The sequence below is a fragment of the Nonomuraea pusilla genome, assembly GCF_900109355.1.
Taxonomy (GTDB): domain Bacteria; phylum Actinomycetota; class Actinomycetes; order Streptosporangiales; family Streptosporangiaceae; genus Nonomuraea; species Nonomuraea pusilla.
The window spans coordinates 149,907-169,622 of the sequence record NZ_FOBF01000014.1; the positions used below are offsets into that span (position 1 = coordinate 149,907).

The window sequence follows — 19,716 nt, forward strand, 5'->3', positions numbered from 1 at the left end:
GCGGGCGGACCGTTCGGGGAACTGGGGAGGAGGGGTGCGGCGCGACCACGAAGACCCGCGGGCCTTACCGGGACCGCGTTCGATGCCGTCCTCCGAGACTTCCAACGCATCAGGACGTCGACGTCCTACCCGGTGCCCCTCGCGACGCCACCCGAGACCCCGGCCCTCTCGCGACGCCACCCGGGACCCCGGCCCCCACGCAACGCCACCCGAGACCCCGGCCCCCGCGCAACACCGCCCGGGCCCCGGATCTCTCGCGGTGCCGTCGCGGACTCCGGACCCCGCGCGACGCCGCCTCGGATCCCGGGCCGGCAGTGGGGGTCAGCCCGTGAAGGTTCTGCTGGTGGCAGTCGCGTCAACCGTGCCCTTCGTCGAGGAGCGCGGTCAGTGGCGTGAGCCAGGGAGCCCGGGCCGGCCCCATGGCGGCGTCGAGTTCGGACGGCGTCGGCAGGCGGGCGCGGACGATCGCGGGCGCGACGAGGTTCTGGACGGCGTGCATGAGGAGGTCGGCCATCGAGTAGCGGGGGTCGACGGTGAGGGCGCGTTCGAGGGCGATGGTGGCCAGGACGTTGTCGCCCGCCCGCCAGGACGCCATCGCCAGCAGCGACGCCGCCGGAGGGCAGAAGCGCGGCTCCAGCCGCCGCGTGAGGTCTTTCCAGAGGGGCGCGTGGGACTCGTGCAGGAGTGTCCACGCCTCGTCGCGGATCCTGATGACGGTGAGGTCGAGGCCTAGCCTGGCCGCTTCGGCGTCGTCGAGAGGCTCGCCCCTCGCGTGGGCGCCCAGCGCCGCGCGGAGCCTGACCAGGCCTTCGGCCACGAAGCGGCGGGCGTAGGCGTCGGGATCGGCGGCGCCGGCCGCCATCGCCGCCCGGACCTCCGCGACGGCCTCGGCGGTGGCGCGGCGCATGGCGACCCGGACCGGCCCTTCGGCGGGCGCGATGGTACGTTCCAGGGCGCCCCGGTCGGGGAGCGCGACCATGCCCTGCACCGTGGCCTCGGCGGCCACCCGCGTGGTGCTCGGGTCGTACGGGGTGCCCTCGGGCGGGCAGCACGTGGGCTGGTCGCAGATGTACGACCAGTAGCGGCCCTCGTGGACGCGCAGCACCTCCCCCACGGTGACGCCGGAGGAGGCGGCGGCGCGGCGGGCCTCGTCGGCGGCCGGGGTGACCTTCTCGCCGGGGCCGTAGCCGACGACGACGGCCTCGGTGACGTCCTCTCTCCGGAACAGGGCGGCCAGCGGGGCCAGGGTGCCGGGCGGGAACGGCAGGTTCCACCTGGCCACGACCTTGGCCTGGCGCTCGGCGATGCCGATCACGATGAGGCTGTCGTGGGGGTGGAAGCCGACGAGGTAGGGGACGGCGGCCAGGATGTCGACCGGGCTGGTCAGGGTGAGGCAGGGCTGGGGGGCTGCGTTGGTCGTCATGGGCCTCAGAGTGGCCTGAGGGGGCGCCGGCGGCTGCGGCCGAACCTGGTTCTGGGGATGAACGGCCAACCGCCCGCCCACCCTGTGGACGAGCAGCCCTACCCGATCCGGCCCTGCGGGCGAGCGACGCCACCCCGTTCCGGCCCTGCAGGCGAGCGACACCACCCCGTTCCGGCCTTGCATGCGCGCCCCATCCCTGCCCACCGTGTGGATGATCACCACACCACCCGTGCTCTGTGGGCCTCCTGCCGTCGCCAGCGAACGACCGGTAAGGGGCCCGCCGGTGGACGGTGGGGCCCACCGCAGACGCGGTGGGGTCCGCCCGGTGAAAGATAGGGGCAGCCGGCGACGGTCTCCTGGGGAAGGGTAGGCCCACCGGCAGACGATCCGCCGGGGAAGGGTGGGGCCGCCGGCAGACGGGGCGGTCCGCCGGCGGGCGGGACGGTGAAGGGTAGGGCCAGCAGGTGAGCTGTGAATGTGGCCCCTATGTGACCTTCTTGAACGCTGGGGCCCTTTGCTGGGCTCCTGCAGATCGGTGAGGATCTGCTGCCAGATGCCGGCGCGCTGCCGGTGGCGGGACAGGGTCGTAGCAGGGGGCGGAGACCACCACGGCGCCCCGGTCCGGGGCCGGGGCCGGGGCCGGGGCCGGGGGCGCCATAGCATGCCGTCGATCAGCTGCCGGCTGCTCACATTCGGCGGACGTCCTTGCCTGGCGGGCAGGCGGGTTCGGCTCCAGGGCCGCCAACTGCGGGTCCGTGAGGGCGTGTCGTCTCGTCAGTGCTGTGTCGGCTGCGAGGTCTTCGGAGGTTCGTTCGACGACCAGGCAGAACGAACCTCCGGGGACCCTTCTGGCAGCATGCCCGGCCATGTCGCGATCTTCTGAGGCAATGCCGTCCGGTCAGCGCGAGAGCGTCCGCCGCCGGCTGTGGCGCTTGCCCGGCCCACCGGTCTCCGGCGTGTTCACTGCTCCTCCCGGTCGGTCAGCTCGCGCAGGCGGCGTAGCAGCGCCGCCTGGCGGGCATGGGCGCGTACCGCCAGCGCCAGGGCCACCGCGACGAACAGGCCCCCGACCGCCAGGGGGAGCCCCACGCCGGTGCCGCGCTGCACGGCCGTCATCGTCACCACTGCCGTGGTGGCCAGCGAGGCGGCCAGTCCGATCCAGGCGGCGATCACCTGATCGGTGGCGAACAGCACGACACGGCGCGTCAGCAGCCACCCGCCGTACCCGGCCCAGGCCACGCAGAACACGGTGAGCACCGCGAACGCCACCTGGGTACGGTCGGGCAGCGGGCCCGGCTCCGACCACCACAGCGTGACCATGAACACCGCTCCGGCCACGCCGGCCAGCAGCGTCGCCACCGCCCCGATCCGCGTCCTCCGCGACAGCGCGGGCGCCAGCCGCTCGATCAGGTCCTGCGCCGACAGGCGCGGCTCTTCGGTCATGGCCTGTGTCCCTTCTCCTCCAGTTGCTCGCGCAGCAGACGACGGGCGCGGTTGAGCCGGGACTTGACCGTCCCGGCCGGGATCCGGCAGATGTGCGCGCATTCCTCCACCGGCAGGTCCTCCAGGTAGAACAGGACGAGGATCTCCCGCTCCGGCGCCGGCAGCGCCGCCAGCACGCTCACCAGCGCGGCACGGTCGACCATGGCCTCGACCGGGTCCTCGGTGACCTCTTCGTCCACCTCCCATGCCTCCTCGGGCCGGGCGTACTCGCCGCGCAGCCGGTCGGTGACCGACCGCCTGGCGATCGTGAACAGCCACGGCGCGAACCGGCCCGGCTCCCTGAGCCTGGGCAGACCGCGGACCACGGCCAGCCAGACCTCCTGGGTGACGTCGTCGGCCCGGTCGGCGTCCAGCATGCGTCGCACGTACGTCCACACCGGCACGCGCCACCGGGCCAGCAGTTCGGCCAGCGCCGCGCGCTCGCCCAACTGGGCACGCACCACCAGCAACTCATCGGTCATCTCGTCCTCCCGTCATCCAGGACAGTCGGGAGGGAAGCCGGACGGGTTCACGTTCTCGGCAGGTACGGCGCTCCCGTGTGGAGTGCGGCATCGGCCTGCTCGTACGCTCCAGCACTGAGAAGACCCCCGGATGCGGGTCCTCACCGCTCACGGGGGTCTTCGTGTCACGTCACGCCCGGCTGACCGTTCATGGACGGGCCGGTCGCGTCAGGCGGCCTGCTCGGGTCAGGCGTCCGCCGGGGTCGGGTTGGTGGGGGTGGTGAGGCGGGTGCGGACGAGGAGGGCGGCGCCGGCCACCGCCGCCGGCATGGCGATCACCGCGACGAACGGCACCAGGAACAGCAGGAACACCCCCACCCCGAAGCCCAGCGTGCAGGCCAGGTTGCCGCGCAGCAGCCGGAACCGCTCCTTGCGGGCGTGGCCGCGCCGTTCGAGCGCCAGCGTGGTCAGTTCGACCGTCAGGAAGAAGCCGGACACGAACGCGCCCACCACCGGCACGACCGTCTGCCCGACCACCGGCACGAACCCGAGGAAGAACAGCGGCACCGTGAAGAGCAGCACGTACAGCAGGGTGACGAGGCTGTCCCTGATGGAGCGGGGCAGGGTGCGCCACCACGGCTGCTCCTCGGCGCCGGGCAGCGGGTCGACCTCGGCCGACAGCCGCTCGTAGAACGGCTCGCCGATCACGAGGGTGACGGCGGTGAACGTCAGGACGGCCAGCGCCAGCCCGCCGAGGAAGAGGGCGGCGGCCACGAGCCAGCGGAACAGTTCGCGCCAGCCCCAGGTGTCGGCGAACGGGGTGAGGAACTCGGCCAGGGACGTGGCGTTCGACCCGAGGAAGATCAGGGCCACCACGTACACGACGAACGCGATGAGGGCGGGGATCAGCCCGAACAGCCACCATTTGCCGTGCCTGGCCACCCATCCCAGGCCCTGGAAGAAGAAGCCGATGCCGGCCGCGAAGTCGCGTACTGATCGCATGCCCGGCAGGCTAGCGCCAGAACGACGTGACCGTGTAGCCCAGCTCGTCGAACAGGTCGCGCAGCAGCGGCAGGGAGATGCCGAGGACGTTGCCGTGGTCGCCTTCGATGCCTTCGACGAACCAGCCGCCGCGCCCCTCGATGCTGAAGGCGCCGGCGAGGCCGAGCGGCTCGCCGGTGGCGACGTACGCGTCGATCTCCTCCTGGGTGGGCTGGCCGAAGCGCACGACGGTGGTGGCGACTTCGGCGGCCTGGCGCCCGGCGGCGACGTCGATGACGCAGTGGCCGGTGACCAGGCGGGCGGTGCGGCCGCGCAGCAGCCGCCACCGCTCGCGCGCCTCGTCGGCGTCGGCGGGCTTGCCGTACGGGCGGCCGTCGAGCTCCAGGATGGAGTCGCAGCCGATGACCAGCCCCTCGTCCAGTTCGCTCGCCACCTTCTCGGCCTTCGCCTTGGCGAGCACGAGGCTCAGCGCGGCGGGGCTGTGCGCGGTGAAGGCGTCCTCGTCGACTCCGCTGACGATCACTTTGGGGTCGAGGCCGGCGTTGCGCAGCAGAGCGAGCCGGGCGGGTGAGGCTGAGGCCAGGACGATCACCGTTTCAGCTTACCGGTCACCAGTCGGGGTTCTGCGCGCCGTGGGCCTGCTGCCAGACGGGCCCGTCGAACACCGCGATCAGCACCTCGTCCAGGTCGCGGGGCAGGGCGGCCCGTTCCCGTTCGAGCCGGGCGGCGACTTCGGCGGCGTCGAGCCGGTCGCGCGCGGCGTGCTCGGCGAGCAGCGACATGACCATGGGGGCGATGAGCGGCAGCAGCTTCATGACGGGTCCGGCGTCGACGCCGGCGAGCCGGGCGACGCCCCACGCGGCCTCCTCGACGCCCTGGCCGCCGAGGACGTGGGTGAGGATGCCGAGGCCGTCGCGGGTGAGCGAGGCGACGTCGGAGTTGAACGGGTCAGCGTCGGCGTGCTCGTCGAGCGCGCCGCGCAGCGCCTCGGCGCCCTCGGGGTGCTCGGCGTTGTCGGCGAGGCCGCCCACGACCACGCCGGACGCCGCCTCGATCACCTCGCGGGCCTTGTCACGGCCGGTGCCGAGCATCGCGGCGATCTGTTCGAGGCCGGGGTCGCCCAGCCCGTCGAGAACCTCATCGATGAGTGCCACGAACGTCCCCCGAATCATCCGTGCGGGGAACCTTCCCTCGCCGGAGCCCGAGCAACGCCCGATTTGCACTAATTCTCGGAAAACTTGCCCGGAGCGGGCAGGCCCGCCGCCGCGTAGGCGCCGGCCTCGTCGAGGGTCTCGTGTTCGAGCAGGGCCTTGACGATGGCGTCGAGCTTGTCGCGGTTGTCGCTGAGCACCTGGACGGCGCGCTCGTAGCATTCGTCCACGATGCGCCTGGCCTCCTCGTCCACGGTGGCGAGCGTGGCGGGCGAGGCCTGCGGCTGGGCGCCGTCGCCGGGCAGGATGGTCAGCGGGCCGACCCGTTCGGACATGCCCCACCGGCCCACCATCCCGCGGGCGATCATGGTGACCTGCTCCAGGTCGTTCTCGGCGCCGGTGGTGATGACGCCGTACACGACCTGCTCGGCCGCCATGCCGCCGAGCGCGCCGGTGATGCGGCCACGCAGGTACTGCTCGTCGTAGGCGTAGCGGTCGGTGTCGGGGGTGGACAGGGTGACGCCGAGCGCCCGCCCGCGCGGGATGATCGAGATCTTCCTGACCGGGTCGGCGCCGGGCTGGAGCATGCCGAGCAGGGCGTGGCCGGCCTCGTGGAAGGCCGTCCTGGTGCGCTCCTCCTCGGGCATGACGATGCTGCGGGCCGCGCCGAGCTGCAGCTTCTCCAGCGCGTCGGCGAAGTCGGACGAGCCCACCTTCTCCTTGCCGCGCTTGGCGGCGAGGAGAGCGGCCTCGTTGACGAGGTTCGCGAGGTCGGCGCCGGTCATGCCGGGGGTCGTCCTGGCGATCTGGTCGAGGCCGACCTCGCCGTCGAGGGGGACGCCGCGTGTGTGCACGGCCAGGATCGCGGTGCGGCCCGCCGCGTCGGGCAGGCCCACCTGGACGGTCCTGTCGAAGCGGCCGGGCCGCAGCAGCGCGGGGTCGAGGACCTCGGGCCGGTTCGTGGCGCCGATGACGATGACGCCTTCGGCGCCGGAGAAGCCGTCCATCTCGGTGAGGATCTGGTTCAGCGTCTGCTCGCGCTCGTCGTGGCCGCCGATGCCGCCGGCGCCGCCGCGGGCCCTGCCGATGGCGTCGATCTCGTCGATGAACACGATCGAGGGGGCGACCTTGCGCGCCTCCTCGAACAGGTCGCGCACGCGCGAGGCGCCGACACCGACGATCATCTCGATGAACTCGGAGGCGCTGGCCGAGAAGAACGGCACCTTGGCCTCGCCGGCGACGGCCCGCGCGAGCAGCGTCTTGCCGGTGCCGGGAGGGCCGGCGAGCAGCACGCCCTTGGGCAGCTTGGCGCCGAGCCTGCGGTACTTGCCGGGGTCCTTGAGGTAGTCGACGATCTCGACGAGCTCGTTCTCGACCTCGTCGATGCCGGCGACGTCGTCGAAGGTGACGCGCACGCGGCCCGCCTCGACCGGCTTGGCCGCCTTGGACTTGCCGAGGCCGCCCAGTCCGCCGCCCATCATGCTGGCGCCGCGCCGCATGATCCAGATCCACAGGCCCGCGAGCAGCAGCACCGGCAGCAGCGACAGCAGCAGGTTCGAGAAGAAGCCGCGGGTGAGCGGCTTGGAGGTGATCTCCACCTGGCCGCTGGACAGCTGCTGGTCGAGCTGGTCGGTGTTGGCGAACTGCGGGATCTCGGTCTGGAACTTCGTGTAGGTCTCGTTGCCCTGGTCGGGGTTCTTGGCAGCGGCGCGCAGGTTGCCCTCGACGGACAGGCCCTGGGCGTAGATGTCCTTGACGTTCTTCGCGTTCACCTGCTTGGTGAACTCGGTGTACGAGATGGTCTCGACCGAGCCGCTGTCGACGAACGACGACACCACGAAGAAGGCGGCGTACACGACGAGCAGCGTGACGACGAAGCGCCACCAGTTGATCTTAGGGCGGCCACCTGGCGAGCCGGGCAGGCCCTCCGAGCGCCACGGCGGCTTCGGCTTGTCCTTGCCTGGAGCCTGCGGCGATCCAGAGCGTTCCACGGCGTCACTCCCCATATCGCCGCAACCATGATCTTCTAGCCTAGAGCACGCACCCCTGAGACCACGCGACCGATGTCGCGCCACTGTTTGCGCTGCGTGTCAGGCACTGTGACGAACGCCAGTCCCGGCTTGCTCATTCCCCCGTCGACCACCACGACCGCCGCCCGCGACTGGTGCTTGCGGTAGGTGACGCGGTAGACGAGCAGCCAGCCGCGCTTGACGGGCTGCGAGGCGAGCCAGGTGATCCTGGACCCCTTGGGGTGGTGGTTGAGCGTCCAGCGGGCGGCCAGCAGCGCGGTGTCGCGCGGCTTGTCCTGCTCCTGGATCGGCAGCGGGCAGGTGACGAACAGGCCGCGCAGGGCGGCGCCGCGCGTCCTCGGGAGCACCTGCTTGGAGGTGAAGGGGGCGGCGCCGTGCGCCTTCCAGGGGGCGGCGAGCCTGGGCACGGCCAGCCCGGTGCGCTTGTCCTTGACGTACCTCTTGGCGGGGCGGGTCAGGCGCATGCGCTTGACCTCGGCGGTCAGCCGGGGGACGCGGGGGTCGGCGTACAGGGCCTGCATGGCGGTGTAGCCGGGGGCGAGCGAGGAGCCGGGCGACGGCGTCGCCGTGGGTGACGCGGAAGGTGAGGCGGCCGGCGCGGAGGAGGAGGGGACCGGGGAGGGTGCGGCCGGGCCGGACGAGGACGGCACGGCCGATGGCGCGGCGACCGGCCCCGCCGCGACCTCGTCCGGCCCTGACGGGAGCACCAGGACGAGAGCCGCGGCGCCTGCCGCGACCGCCGCCAGCACGGCCACCCCCCGGTAGATGTCGCGCATCCGGAGGTCGCCGATGACGGACCGCCTGGGCGGTGAGGCAGGGGTTCCAGGGCGCGGCGCGGTTCTCACATCGGAACCCTTGGTCTCATCTTCCCCATCGAGCACGGGGGGAGCGTACGACATATCCCGTCATTGCGCTTATGAAGCTACCGAAGTGTCATCATGGGCTCCGTGGAACAGGTGGAGCTCCGGTTCGAGGAGCACGCGCGGGCCTCGCGAACGCACACGAACCTCTCCGCGCTCCGCAGGGACGACACCGGCCTGTGGCTGGCCGGCGACGAGACCGCCACGATCGAGCACCTCGCCTGGACCGGCTCGCACTACGCGGACCAGCGCACGTTCGAGCTGGCCGACTACGTGGACCTGCCCGCGGGACGGCACGACGAGGCCGACATCGAGGGCCTGGCGCGGGCCGACGGGCACCTGTGGGCGGTCGGCTCGCACAGCCTCAAGCGCCGGCGCGTCAAGCCCGGCCAGGACCAGGACCGGTCCGCGCGCAGGCTCGCCACCGTCGTCCGCGAGGAGAACCGCTTCATCCTCGTACGCCTCCCGCTCGACCCGGCCGCCAACGCACCGGCGCGCGGCGCGATCCTGTCGGGCCGCGACAACCTGGCGGCGCAGCTCGCCCGCGACGAGCACCTCGCGCCGTTCCTGGCGCTGCCGGGCAAGGACAACGGCCTCGACGTCGAGGGCATCGCGGTGGTGGGCGAGCGGGTGTACCTGGGGCTGCGCGGCCCCGTGCTGCGCGGCTGGGCGGTGGTGCTGGAGATCAGGCCGGTGGACGCGGGCGGCGGGCGCCTGCGGCTGGACGGGCCGTACCGCAAGCACTTCCTGGACCTCGGCGGGCTGGGCGTGCGGGACCTGTGCCCGCACGGCGGCGACCTGCTCGTGCTCGCCGGCCCCACCATGAGCCTGGACGGCCCGGCGCGGGTGCTGCGCTGGCCGGCCCGCCGGGCGCGCGGCGTCGTGCCCGCCTCGGAGCTGGAGAGGGTGGCCGAGCTCCCCTACGGCGAGGGCTGCGACCACCCCGAGGGCATGGCCGTGATCGAGGACGGCCGGCTCATGGTGGTGTACGACAGCCCGTCGCCCGCGCGGATCACCCCCGCGGGCGGCGTGCTCGCCGACGTCTTCACCCTCTAGGTCACGATCGGCCTAGGTCACGATCGGGCGACGCGGCCGAGCAGCCACGGGGCGTCGGCGACGAACGTGCACGAGCCCGGCGCGATCTCGGTGAACCCGGCGTCGCGCACGACCGGCAGCCCTGAGGCCGACATCGCCTCGAACGCCTCGGGCGTCGCCCTGCGCACGGACACGGCCAGCCCGCGTTCCCGCCAGGCGGCCCGCTCGGCCTCGCCGCTCGCCCACCAGGCGAGCTGGGCGGCGTGCCCGGCCTGCGCCATGGCCTTGCCCGCCGACATCTCCAGGGCGGGGTTCTCCCACAGGATCGGGGCGTCGGCGGGGCCGGGCTCGCGGGTGTCGGTCAGCTCGGTGCCGGAGACCTGGAGCCTGGCCAGGTCGCGGGGCCAGGCGTCGAGCGGCACGGGCGGGTGGACGCGTACCTGGGCCGTGCGGTGCTCGACGGTGCGGCCGGGCAGCGCGACCGCCCTGCGCCACTCCGCTCCCCTGGCCCGGCGCACCACCTTGCGGATCTTGCCGGTGGACTGCCAGGCGTGCAGCTCCGCCGCCCACTCGCCGGGGTCGTCCAGCAGGCTGAGGACGGCCGTGGCGGCGGCCTCCATCGCGTCGGTGCGCTCGGGCGGGGTGGCCCGTTCGATCCTGACCACGAGGGGCAGGACCATCAGTTCTGAGTCGTTCATCGCTTCCCAGCATGCCCGATGGCGAGCGACATGCCGGCGGCGAGGAGGCAGAGCGCGCCCGCCCCGAACCAGGCGACGTCGTACGCGCCGAGCTGGTCGCGGGCGAGCCCGGCGCCGAAGGCGGCCAGGGCGGCGCCCACCTGGTGGGAGCCGAACACCCAGCCGAAGACGACCGCCCCGTCGGGGCCGTAGACGCGCCGGCACAGCGCCACGGTGGGCGGGACGGTCGCCACCCAGTCGAGGCCGTAGAAGACGATGAAGATGAGCATGCTGGGCTCGGTCGTGGCGGCGAAGAGGCCGGGGAGCACCATCAGCGACAGCCCGCGCAGCGCGTAGTAGACCCCGAGCAGCACCTTGGGGTCGATCCTGTCGCTCAGCCAGCCGGAGGCCACGGTGCCGGCGATGTCGAAGATCCCGATGACGGCGAGGAGCCCCGCGGCGACGGGCTCGGCCATGCCGTGGTCGTGCGCGGCCGGGATGAAGTGGGTGCTGACCAGGCCGTTCGTGCTGGCGCCGCAGATGGCGAAGCCGCCCGCGAGGAACCAGAACGGGCGGGTGCGGGCGGCGGCGGCGAGCACGGTGACGGCGCGGACCGCCGCGTTCTGAGTGCCGGGCGCGGTGGGCGCCTCGCCTGGTTCGGCCCCGAGCGCGGTGGTGCCGACGTCCTCGGGCCTGTCGCGCAGCAGCCACCACACGAACGGCGCCACGGCCAGCGCGGACCCGGCGACGGCCAGCGACGCGACCCGCCAGCCGGGGCCTTCCGCGAGGTGGGCCAGCACGGGCAGGAAGATGAGCTGCCCGGTGGCGCCCGCCGCCGTGAGCACGCCGGTGACGAGGCCGCGGTGGCGGACGAACCAGCGGTCGGTGACCGTCGCGGCGAACACGAGCGCCATCGAGCCGGTGCCGAGCCCCACGAGCACGCCCCAGAGCAGCAGGAGGTGCCAGCTCGCCGTCATCACCACGGTGAACCCGCTGCCGGCCGCCACCAGGAGCAGCGCGAGGGAGACGACGCGGCGCATGCCGAAGCGGTCCATGAGGGCGGCGGCGAACGGCGCGGTCAGCCCGTAGAGGATCAGGTTGATCGACACCGCGAGCGAGATCGTGCCCCTCGACCAGCCGAACTCCTCCTGGAGCGGGGTGATGAGGACGCCGGGGGTGGCGCGGAATCCCGCGGCGCCCAGGATGGCGACGAAGGCGACGGCGGCGACGAACCAGGCGCGGTGCAGCCGCCGCTGACGGGGGGCGGTGGTGCTGAGGGTCATGGCGCAATCCTGGCTTACCCCAGGTCAGCGGGACGAGTGGCCCGAAAGCCAATATGTGCAAGAATCCGGCCATGCCACATCGTGTCGCGGTCGTCGCCCTCGACCACTTCGCCACGCTCGACCTCGGCATCCCCGGCCAGGTGTTCTGGACCGCCGAGTCGCCCGACGGGGAGAAACTCTACGAGGTCGTCACCTGCTCTCCCGGGCGCAGGCCCGTCCGCTGCTCCGCCGGCTACAGCGTCCTGCCCGACCACGACCTCGACGTCCTCGACACGGCCGACACCGTGCTCGTGCCCGGCATCCACGCCGGCCGCGCGCTGCTCGACGGCACGATCCCCGAGCCGCTGCGCGCCGCGCTGCAGGGCCGTCCGCGCGTGATGTCGATCTGCACCGGCGCGTTCGTGCTGGCCGCCGCCGGGCTGCTGGACGGGCGCAGGGCCACCACGCACTGGCGCGAGGCGGCCCGCTTCGCGGCGCTCTTCCCGCGCGTACGGCTCGACCCCGACGTGCTGTTCGTGGACGACGGCGACGTCCTCACCTCGGCGGGCGTCGCGTCCGGCCTCGACCTGTGCCTGCACGTCATCAGGCGCGACCACGGCAGCGAGGTGGCCAACCGGGCGGCCCGCCGCTGCGTCATGCCGCCGTGGCGCGACGGCGGCCAGGCGCAGTACGTCGAGCGCCCGCTCCCCCAGGGCGACACCGGCGGCACCGCCGCGACCCGGGCGTGGATGCTGGCCAACCTCGACGTCCCGCTCGACCTGAGCGCCCTGGCCGGGCACGCCAGGATGAGCGTGCGCACCTTCACGAGGCGCTTCCGCGAGGAGACCGGCGTCAGCCCGGCCAGGTGGCTGACCGCGCAGCGGGTGCAGCGCGCCAGGCACCTGCTGGAGACGACCGACCTCGGTGTCGAGGAGGTGGCCAGGCTCGCGGGGTTCGGCACGGCGGTGTCGCTGCGCCAGCACCTGCACGCCGCCGTCGGCGTGGCCCCGCTCGCCTACCGGCACACCTTCCGCAGAGCCTGAACGGGCCCTTGCGACGAGAAGGGCGCATCACCCACAATCGGGAAGATCCACAACGAGAGGGACGTCACCATGAGCGAGGCGGACCGCGTACCGGCCGGGATCAATCCCAACGTTCCGAGCGTCGCGCGCATGTACGACTACTACCTCGGAGGCCGGGACAACTTCGCGGCCGACCGCGAGGCGGCCGAGAAGATGATCGAGATCGGCCTGCAGATGGGCAACGACGCCCGCGAGATCGCCCGCGCGAACCGCCGTTTCCTCGGCAACGCCGTACGGATGATCGCCCGGACCGGGGTGCGCCAGTTCGTCGACATCGGCGCCGGCCTGCCCACGCAGGACAACGTCCACCAGGTGGCCAGGCGGCACGCCAGCGATCCGCGGGTGGTCTACGTCGACAACGACCCGATCGTGCTCGTCCACGCCCGCGCCCTGCTCGCCCGCGACCCCGACGTCCTGGCCGTGGAGGGCGACCTCAGGGACCCCGACGCGATCTTCGACGACCCGCGGGTGCGCGAGCACCTGGACCTCACGCAGCCGTTCGCCGTGCTCATGGTGGCGGTGCTGCACTTCGTCCCCGACGACGCCGAGGCGAACCGGGTCACCGCGAGCATCCGGGAGCGGCTGAACCCGGGCGGCCATCTCGTCCTGTCGCACATCTACACCGGCGACGCGTCCGCCGACGCGGCGGAGGCGGGCCAGCGCGTCTACTCGAACACCAGCTCCGGCGGCCTCGCCAGGCGCGGCCTGGAGCAGATCACCGGCTTCTTCGACGGTCTCGACCTCGTCGGCCCCGGCGTCGTGCCCGTGGCCGACTGGAGCGAGGACGCCTCGCCGGGTGACGGCTACGACCTCGTCAAGGCGGGCATCCTCGCCGGCGTGGGGCGCGTGCCGGCCTGAGCGCGGCCCGTTCTCACGCCTGCAGTCGGCGGACGGCGTTAGATTGAGGGCATGCCATCCCGTCAGCTCGCCCTGGACTTCGTCGGCACCGTCCGGGCCGACAGGTCCGGGCTGATCGACCAGCTCGCCGACGTCGACGCCATGACCGCGTGGGTGCGCGAGCGCGCCCAGGCGCTGGACGTCGATCCCGGCTTCATCGCCACCGAAGAGGCACGGCAGGAGACCGTGCGGCTGCGGCAGGCGGTGCGGGCACTGTTCGCCCGCGCGGTCAGCCCCGAGCCTCCGAGCCGGGCCGACGCCGCCCGCCTGCCAGGCTTCGCCGAGTCGCTCGACCTCGTGAACGCCGCCGTCCTGGCCGCGCCCAGGTCGCCGCAGCTCGCCTGGCCGGACGGCCCCGAGCTGCGCACCGCCTCCTTCCCCGGGGCGGACGACGCGGCGCGGCTGCGCGCCGCGCTCGCGACGGCGGCCGTGCGGTTCCTGACCGGGCCCGACCTCCCCCAGCTGCGCACCTGCCAGGCCCCCCGCTGCGTCCTGTACTTCGTGAAGGACCACCCCCGGCAGGAGTGGTGCTCGACCGCCTGCGGCAACCGCGCGAGGGCCGCCAGGCACTACAGGGAGCACAAGAGACATCAGGGAGCACAAGAAACCTCCCCCTTCTAACGCCACATAGCGACTTTTGCCGTTATAGTTCTTCTAACGGCAGATCAGCCGTGCTTCCGTTAGAGGAGAGTGGGATGGCATTCAAGACCGGGCACATCGGGCTCAACGTCACCGACCTCGACAGGTCGAAGGCGTTCTACGGCCGTGTCTTCGGCTTCACCGTGCTGGGCGAGTCCCGCGAGGACGGCCGCAGGTACGCCTTCCTCGGCCAGGACGGCACGCTCGTGCTCACCCTGTGGGAGCAGAGCAGGGGCGCCTTCGCCACCGGCCTGCCCGGCCTGCACCACCTGTCGTTCCAGGTCGCCGACCTGGCCGCGGTGCGCGCCGCCGAGACCGTCGTCAAGGAGCTGGGGGCGCGGGTGCACCACGACGGCGTCGTCCCGCACCGCGAGGGCGCCGCCTCCGGCGGGCTGTTCTTCGAGGACCCCGACGGCATCCGGCTGGAGATCTTCGCCCCCGACGCGGCCGGCGACCGGCCCGCCCCCAGCGGCTCCGCCCCGACCTGCGGGTTCTTCTAATGCGCCACCCCGGCGAGAGCGCCGTGCAGCGGCGGGCCGGGGTCACGCGCGAGGACTGGGGCAGCGCCCGCGCCCGCGCCGAGATCCCCGACGTGGCGGCCGCCTTCCTGCGCGAGCAGCGCCTGCTCGTCGCCGGCGCCGCCGACGACGGGGGCCGCGTCTGGGCCGGGCTGCTGGCCGGCCCGCGCGGCTTCGCGGACGCCGAGGGCGACCGCACCCTCGTCCTGCGCGCGCTGCCCGCCGCGCCCGACCCGCTGCACGGCCTGTTCGAGCGCGAGCGCGACATCGGCCTGCTCGCCGTCGAGCCGCGCACCCGCCGCAGGATGCGGGCCAACGGCACCGCGGTACGCGCGGGCGCCGCCCTCGTCGTCCGCACCGAGCAGGTGTACGCCAACTGCCCCAAGTACATCCAGACCCGGGAACCCACCGCCGACCCCGGCACGCCGGGCGTCCTCGGCCGCGGCGCGGCCCTCACACCCCGCCACCTGGCGTGGATCGAGCGGGCCGACACCTTCTTCATCGCCACCCGCGCCGCCGGGCTCGGCGCCGACGTCTCCCACCGGGGCGGCAACCCCGGCTTCGTCCGCGTGACCGGCGCACGGTCGCTGACGTTCCCCGACTACCAGGGCAACGGGATGTTCATGACGCTCGGCAACCTGGAGCTGGACCCCGCCGCCGGGCTCCTCTTCCCCGACTGGGAGACCGGGGAGACCCTCCACCTGACCGGCCGCGCCCGCGTGGACTGGGACCCCGGGGGCGTCCCGGGCGCCCAACGCCTCGTCCACGTCGAGCTGGACGAGTACGTCCACACGACCGGCACGCTCCCCCGCGCCTGGACCCCGCCCGGCTACCACCGCTTCAACCCCTGACGCGGCCCGAGACGAGAGGAGGAGGAGCACGCGCGCCGTGGACCAGCCGGCCGAGCTCGACTCCGGCAGGTGACGTCACGGGGCTAGGAGCGGCGTGGGTCGTAGTTCTGGTACTCGAACAGGCGGATGTCGCTCCGGGGCAGCAGGGGCACGCCGCTGCTGGAGTCCAGCACCACCCGCCGGCCCAGCGGCTCGCGCAGCGTGACCCCGATCCGGTCGGTCTTCCCCACGGCGGGACAGGCCCGCACGTCGCCATCCTCCCGGACGTCGACGTCCACCACCACCGCTTCGGGCGTCTCGTGGACGCGCGAGCCGTGCGTCGTGTCGCACGCGCCGTGCAGGTAGGTCAGCTGGAGCTCAGCCGGGGCGCGCACCTCGTAGGTGCTCACCTCCTGGAACCCGCCGGCCAGCGGGCGGGGCGGCCCGCCCATCGCGGCCGGGTCCACGGCCACCCGGCGGAACGGCTCCGGCACGCCCTTCACGGTGAACTCCCACGTCGGCACCCGCACCTCTCCCCGGCTGCTGGGCATCGTGGCCTCGCCCCGCGTCACCGCGATCACGCGCAGCGGCCGGCAGCCCCCGGCCGGGCACTCCTCGTCGACGAAGGACCTGGGCTTGCTGAGGCCCGCGTAGGCGGCCGCGGCCGTCAGGACGGGCACGCTCAGCGTGCCCCCGTCGGCCCAGCGCAACGTGGCCGGGGCGGGCGCCTCGGCCGGGAACTCCGTCTCCAGCTTCCAGGCGCTGTTGATCATGCTCCGCCCGACCCAGCGGGGCACGCGCTCCCAGGAGGGCTGCAGGGTCAGGTTCCGCAGCGGGACGAATCCCGCGATCCAGGGCTCCCGCTCCGCCGAACGCTGCCAGTGTCCGGCGACCTCACCGGCACGATCGGCGAACCCGTCGGCGAACTCGTCGGCGGCGACGGGTGCGCGGGCGGAACCACACGCCGTCGCGAGCATGAGGAGCACCACGGCCGGAAGTAACCTCATGACCGGTAGACGTGCCGGCGGGCGGCCAGGTTCACCCGGCGGCAGCGGACCTGGGCAGCCGTGCGATCAAGGCCTGGGTCCCGTCACGGGCGTACTCGAAGTGCTGCCTGCGGTGGATGTCCATGCTGAAGCTGAGGGCCGGGGCGAGGGTGTCGAGGTGAACAACGCTCGGACGCGCGTGGGCGCGGCTCGATACTGCGCCGCCCTCCTCGTGCCGCGTTCACCTCATTGGCTCGTGTGAGGGAGGCGTTTCGCTCTGGCAGGTGATCTGTCGTTCCTCGGCGCCCGGAGGGACTGCAGCCATGGCGATCAAACTGCTGCACGCCGCCCCGGCCACCAGCGACACCGAACAGCCCGTCCCCCGATGGGCACTCCGTCTCGCCTACGCGCTTCCTCAGCATCGGTCGCAGGCGTGTGCCGACCATGGCGGCGATCGTCCCGGCCGTGATCGGCGGGCTCCTTCTGACCGCGGTCTCGGTCTGGATGGTGCTCGCCTGGGCCGGTGTCGTTGACCGCATGGCGTATGAGAACGGCTGGTGGCAGGCGCCGGCGATGGTGTGCATCACCCCGATCGCCCTGTGGGGCCCGACAGTGCTCGCCCTGGCCCATGCCTACCACCGGCGCCGTCGCCCCGCGCGTGGCCCGCGGACGCCTTCATGAGAACCGGCTCGCCCGAAACGGCGAGATCCCGCCCGATCGGAGTGATCGGACGGGATCTCGTCAACGCTCTTCGAGCCGTTTCCAGAACGGACCTCTGTGGAGCTATGGGGATTCGAACCCCAGACCTCCTCCATGCCATGGAGGCGCGCTACCAACTGCGCCATAGCCCCGTGCTGCTTGCTCAGCATATCGGACTTCGCGCCTGCCTCAGCACACTTTTCCGGCCGCCCCGGCACTCCAGCGGTGGCTTCGTTCAACGCCGGAGGAGTTCGCAGAAGCGGTCCAGGGCGCGATCGGCGCGGTGGCGGTCGCCGGTGGTCGTGAGATCGAACAGGAGGCCCCGGATGACGGCCATGACCAGGGTCGGAGTGATGGTGTCGTCAGGGCCGGCGGCGATGTCACGGAACGTGGCGCCGAGGGTCTGGAACCAGCCCGTGATCGCCTCGGCCCGGTCCGGGTAGTTCTCGGGGTGAGCGAGGCCGTCGGCGTGCACCTCGAAGAACAGCCGGACGAACGGGGCGCGCTCGGGCGCGCTGATCCAGGCCCAGATGTCGCGCAGGTGCTCCTCCGGGGAGGCCGCGTCCGCCGGGAGGTTCTCGGCCAACCGTGTGGCACCGCGGCGGCGGGCCTCGGCGAGGACGGCTGACACCAGCTCCTGCTTGCTGCCGAAGTCGTAGAGCAGCATTCGCGGGCTGGTGTCGAGAGCCGCGGCCAGCGGCCGCAGGCTCAGCCCGGCCAGGCCGTGCGCCAGGACGTAATCGGTCGCCCGCGCCAGCGTGGCCTCCCGCCGGGCGGGATCCGGGGGTCGCCCCACGGTCGATCATCCTCTCGGTGCCGCGGATCTCAATATGATACGACTGTTTCACTAACGGAGGGAGACAGTCGTGCACGCACTCGGCCGGGCGCTCGTCCTGGGCGCCGGAGGTCTCGTCGGCACGGCCTGGACGGCTGGGCTCGTGAGCGGACTGCGTCGCGGCGGGGTGGATCTCGGCGAGGCCGATCTGGTCGTCGGCACCTCGGCCGGTGCGATCATCGCCGCGCTGCTGGCCACCGGCCAGGACCCCGACCGGCTCGCCGCCCCCGCGCGTCCCGCCGGCTCCGGCAGCGCTCCTCCCCAGGTGGACGGGCGCCGGCTGGGCGAGGCGTTCGCCGTGCTCGGCGATGCCGCCTCCGACCCGGCCGGGGCACGGCGCCGGGTGGGCCGGATCGCCCTCGCCGCCGAGACCGGCCCCGAGCAGGCGCATGTCGCCCGGATGCGCGCCATGGTCGGAGCCGACCGATGGCCGGACCGGCCGTTGCTCATCACCGCGACGGACGCCGAGACCGGCGAGCAGGAGATCTTCGACCGGGCGAGCGGCGCGTCGCTGCCCTCCGCCGTGGCGGCGAGCACGGCCTTCCCCGGCATCTACCCACCGATCACCGTCAACGGCCGCCGGTACATGGACGGCGCCCTGCGGTCGGCCACCAACGCCGGGCTCGCGGCCGGGGCCCGCACGCTCGTCGTGATCGACCCGCAGGCGCACCTGTTCCCCCGCGAGTTGCTCCACCAGGAGCTGGCGGGCGCCGCGGCGCACACGGTGGTGACCGTCGAGCCCGATCCGGCGTCGATCCGCGTCTTCGGCCCGGACCTGAACGACCGGACGGCCTGGGAACCGGCCTACCAGGCGGGTCTTCGTCAGGCCGCCGACGCCGCGGAGCGGCTCCGCCTCGCCTGGAAGACCGGATCCGGCGCGGAGTGAGCGCCGCCCGATCTCCGGCGGCCGCCGAAGCGAGCCGTCCGGTCGCCAGGACTCCGATCAACCGCCGGCGAGGAGCTCCGTGAGGACGTCCTCGCCGTGGGTCCACAGGAGCGCGCCGCCCGCCCCGGGCACGAGGTGGCGGCGGGCGCCGGGGATGCGGGCGGCCAGGGTCTCGCCTCGGTCGGGGGAATGGCTCGCGTCGAGTTCGCCGTACCAGAGATCGACGGGAACGGCGATCTCGTCGAGATCGAAGGGCCAGCGGGACATGGCGAGAAGGGTGTCCCGCGCATATCCGGCGGAACTCTGCCGGAATGCCTCCTCCATGGCGAGGCGATATTCGCGGGAGAAGTCAGGCTGGGTGTAAATACCACGGTCGATCTCGGGACTGTTCGGCACGATCAGGTTCCAGAGCGCGTCCGGCGTGAAGCGCGCGAAGAACTCCTCGGCGCCCGTGGGGTCGTCCGCCGCGGTACGGACGAGATCGAGCAGTTGCGGCGGCAGGGAGTCAGCGAAGGCGGGCAGCGCCACCTCGTCGGCCCCTGACACGATCGCGACGCGGCTGACGGCTCCGTCGGCCGCGCAGGCCAGGGCGAAGGGGGCGCCCTGGGAGAAGCCGACCATGCGCGGCGCGTCCAGGCCGAGAGCCCGTACGTCGGCGGGCCAGGAGGCGAGCGTGCGGCCCGGGTCGGGGTCGGACGCCCCGAGGCCCGGACGGTCCAGCGAGATCAGCCGCACGCCGAGCGCGTCGAGGACGTCCGCGCCGAACCCCAGGCGGCGGCTCGTGCCGGCCCCCGGCGAGAACAGCACAGGGGTCCCCTCGCGCGGGCCCCACTCGGCCCAGCCGAGGGCGCGGCCGTCCGGCAGCCGCGTCTCGCCGAGCCGGGCCGGCGGCGTGATGACGACGGTGTCCTGCATGCGGTCACCCTGCCCGACCTGGACGAGACATCGCAAATCGGTCACC

At 73.2% G+C, this 19,716-nt stretch carries 21 protein-coding genes and 1 tRNA gene; 8 read left to right on the forward strand and 14 right to left on the reverse strand.

Features of this window, described 5'->3' with window-relative positions:
• Positions 1 to 355: 355 nt before the first annotated feature.
• From BMX74_RS26900 to BMX74_RS26935, 8 genes are all read right to left on the reverse strand, one after another.
• Positions 356 to 1,423: a DUF4192 domain-containing protein gene (locus BMX74_RS26900; protein ID WP_055506198.1), complete on the reverse strand. Its 1,068-nt coding sequence runs from the start codon at positions 1,421 to 1,423 to the stop codon at positions 356 to 358.
• Between the two features lie 960 nt (positions 1,424 to 2,383).
• Entirely contained in the window at positions 2,384 to 2,866 is a 483-nt protein-coding gene (locus BMX74_RS26905) for a hypothetical protein (RefSeq protein ID WP_055506200.1), read from the reverse strand.
• Positions 2,863 to 3,387, reverse strand: a complete 525-nt coding sequence (locus BMX74_RS26910; protein ID WP_055506201.1) for an RNA polymerase sigma factor — start codon at positions 3,385 to 3,387, stop codon at positions 2,863 to 2,865. Before BMX74_RS26910 ends, BMX74_RS26905 begins: the two co-directional genes overlap by 4 nt.
• A 225-nt stretch (positions 3,388 to 3,612) precedes the next feature.
• Positions 3,613 to 4,368, reverse strand: coding sequence for an EI24 domain-containing protein (locus BMX74_RS26915; protein WP_055506202.1), 756 nt, complete (start codon positions 4,366 to 4,368; stop codon positions 3,613 to 3,615).
• 10 nt (positions 4,369 to 4,378) lie between these two features.
• The gene (locus BMX74_RS26920) at positions 4,379 to 4,960 is read right to left on the reverse strand and encodes a Maf family protein (protein WP_055506203.1); all 582 of its coding nucleotides are present in this window, start codon (positions 4,958 to 4,960) and stop codon (positions 4,379 to 4,381) included.
• Between the two features lie 16 nt (positions 4,961 to 4,976).
• Positions 4,977 to 5,522, reverse strand: coding sequence for a DUF937 domain-containing protein (locus BMX74_RS26925; RefSeq protein WP_055506204.1), 546 nt, complete (start codon positions 5,520 to 5,522; stop codon positions 4,977 to 4,979).
• Between the two features lie 68 nt (positions 5,523 to 5,590).
• Positions 5,591 to 7,510, reverse strand: coding sequence for an ATP-dependent zinc metalloprotease FtsH (gene ftsH, locus BMX74_RS26930; RefSeq protein WP_091103523.1), 1,920 nt, complete (start codon positions 7,508 to 7,510; stop codon positions 5,591 to 5,593).
• Positions 7,511 to 7,545: 35 nt separating this feature from the next.
• The gene (locus BMX74_RS26935) at positions 7,546 to 8,325 is read right to left on the reverse strand and encodes a hypothetical protein (RefSeq protein WP_055506206.1); all 780 of its coding nucleotides are present in this window, start codon (positions 8,323 to 8,325) and stop codon (positions 7,546 to 7,548) included.
• 162 nt (positions 8,326 to 8,487) lie between these two features.
• On the opposite strand from BMX74_RS26935, the gene BMX74_RS26940 reads away from it, so the two are divergent.
• Positions 8,488 to 9,465 carry a DUF3616 domain-containing protein gene (locus tag BMX74_RS26940; RefSeq protein WP_091103524.1) on the forward strand — a complete coding sequence of 326 codons (978 nt, stop codon included), beginning with the start codon at positions 8,488 to 8,490 and terminating at the stop codon, positions 9,463 to 9,465.
• A gap of 17 nt (positions 9,466 to 9,482) precedes the next feature.
• On the opposite strand, the gene BMX74_RS26945 is transcribed toward BMX74_RS26940, so the two are convergent.
• Positions 9,483 to 10,142 carry a peptidyl-tRNA hydrolase gene (locus BMX74_RS26945; RefSeq protein WP_091103526.1) on the reverse strand — a complete coding sequence of 220 codons (660 nt, stop codon included), beginning with the start codon at positions 10,140 to 10,142 and terminating at the stop codon, positions 9,483 to 9,485.
• Positions 10,139 to 11,404: an MFS transporter gene (locus BMX74_RS26950; RefSeq protein WP_055506209.1), complete on the reverse strand. Its 1,266-nt coding sequence runs from the start codon at positions 11,402 to 11,404 to the stop codon at positions 10,139 to 10,141. Before BMX74_RS26950 ends, BMX74_RS26945 begins: the two co-directional genes overlap by 4 nt.
• Positions 11,405 to 11,475: 71 nt before the next feature.
• On the opposite strand from BMX74_RS26950, the gene BMX74_RS26955 reads away from it, so the two are divergent.
• The 5 genes from BMX74_RS26955 to BMX74_RS26975 all read left to right on the forward strand — a co-directional run bounded on the left by BMX74_RS26955 (position 11,476) and on the right by BMX74_RS26975 (position 15,370).
• Entirely contained in the window at positions 11,476 to 12,426 is a 951-nt protein-coding gene (locus BMX74_RS26955; RefSeq protein WP_236714975.1) for a GlxA family transcriptional regulator, read from the forward strand.
• Positions 12,427 to 12,495: 69 nt separating this feature from the next.
• Positions 12,496 to 13,323: an SAM-dependent methyltransferase gene (locus BMX74_RS26960; RefSeq protein WP_055506211.1), complete on the forward strand. Its 828-nt coding sequence runs from the start codon at positions 12,496 to 12,498 to the stop codon at positions 13,321 to 13,323.
• Between the two features lie 51 nt (positions 13,324 to 13,374).
• Entirely contained in the window at positions 13,375 to 13,983 is a 609-nt protein-coding gene (locus tag BMX74_RS26965) for a CGNR zinc finger domain-containing protein (protein WP_055506212.1), read from the forward strand.
• A 74-nt stretch (positions 13,984 to 14,057) separates the two neighbouring features.
• A complete protein-coding gene (locus BMX74_RS26970) occupies positions 14,058 to 14,501 on the forward strand; it encodes a VOC family protein (RefSeq protein ID WP_055506213.1) in 444 nt (147 codons plus the stop codon).
• Positions 14,501 to 15,370: a pyridoxamine 5'-phosphate oxidase family protein gene (locus BMX74_RS26975; RefSeq protein ID WP_055506214.1), complete on the forward strand. Its 870-nt coding sequence runs from the start codon at positions 14,501 to 14,503 to the stop codon at positions 15,368 to 15,370. Before BMX74_RS26970 ends, BMX74_RS26975 begins: the two co-directional genes overlap by 1 nt.
• Positions 15,371 to 15,453: 83 nt before the next feature.
• Here BMX74_RS26975 and BMX74_RS26980 read toward each other — a convergent pair whose 3' ends face one another.
• Positions 15,454 to 16,356: a hypothetical protein gene (locus BMX74_RS26980; protein WP_143078775.1), complete on the reverse strand. Its 903-nt coding sequence runs from the start codon at positions 16,354 to 16,356 to the stop codon at positions 15,454 to 15,456.
• Positions 16,357 to 16,779: 423 nt separating this feature from the next.
• Between BMX74_RS26980 and BMX74_RS26985 the strand changes: the two genes are divergently transcribed.
• On the forward strand, positions 16,780 to 17,016 hold the full coding sequence (locus BMX74_RS26985; protein ID WP_256257280.1) for a hypothetical protein: 237 nt from the start codon (positions 16,780 to 16,782) through the stop codon (positions 17,014 to 17,016).
• A gap of 97 nt (positions 17,017 to 17,113) precedes the next feature.
• On the opposite strand, the gene BMX74_RS26990 is transcribed toward BMX74_RS26985, so the two are convergent.
• Together BMX74_RS26990 and BMX74_RS26995 are read right to left on the reverse strand one after the other, a co-directional pair.
• A tRNA-Ala gene (locus tag BMX74_RS26990) sits at positions 17,114 to 17,186 on the reverse strand.
• An 83-nt stretch (positions 17,187 to 17,269) separates the two neighbouring features.
• Positions 17,270 to 17,830: a TetR family transcriptional regulator gene (locus tag BMX74_RS26995; protein WP_091103528.1), complete on the reverse strand. Its 561-nt coding sequence runs from the start codon at positions 17,828 to 17,830 to the stop codon at positions 17,270 to 17,272.
• A gap of 70 nt (positions 17,831 to 17,900) precedes the next feature.
• Here BMX74_RS26995 and BMX74_RS46350 point away from each other — a divergent pair, with 70 nt between their 5' ends.
• Complete coding sequence (locus BMX74_RS46350; RefSeq protein WP_091103529.1) at positions 17,901 to 18,755, forward strand: patatin-like phospholipase family protein; 855 nt, start codon at positions 17,901 to 17,903, stop codon at positions 18,753 to 18,755.
• A 57-nt stretch (positions 18,756 to 18,812) separates the two neighbouring features.
• Here the strand turns inward: BMX74_RS46350 and BMX74_RS27005 are convergent, their stop codons facing one another.
• A complete protein-coding gene (locus tag BMX74_RS27005) occupies positions 18,813 to 19,670 on the reverse strand; it encodes an alpha/beta fold hydrolase (protein ID WP_091103531.1) in 858 nt (285 codons plus the stop codon).
• Positions 19,671 to 19,716 lie beyond the last annotated feature (46 nt).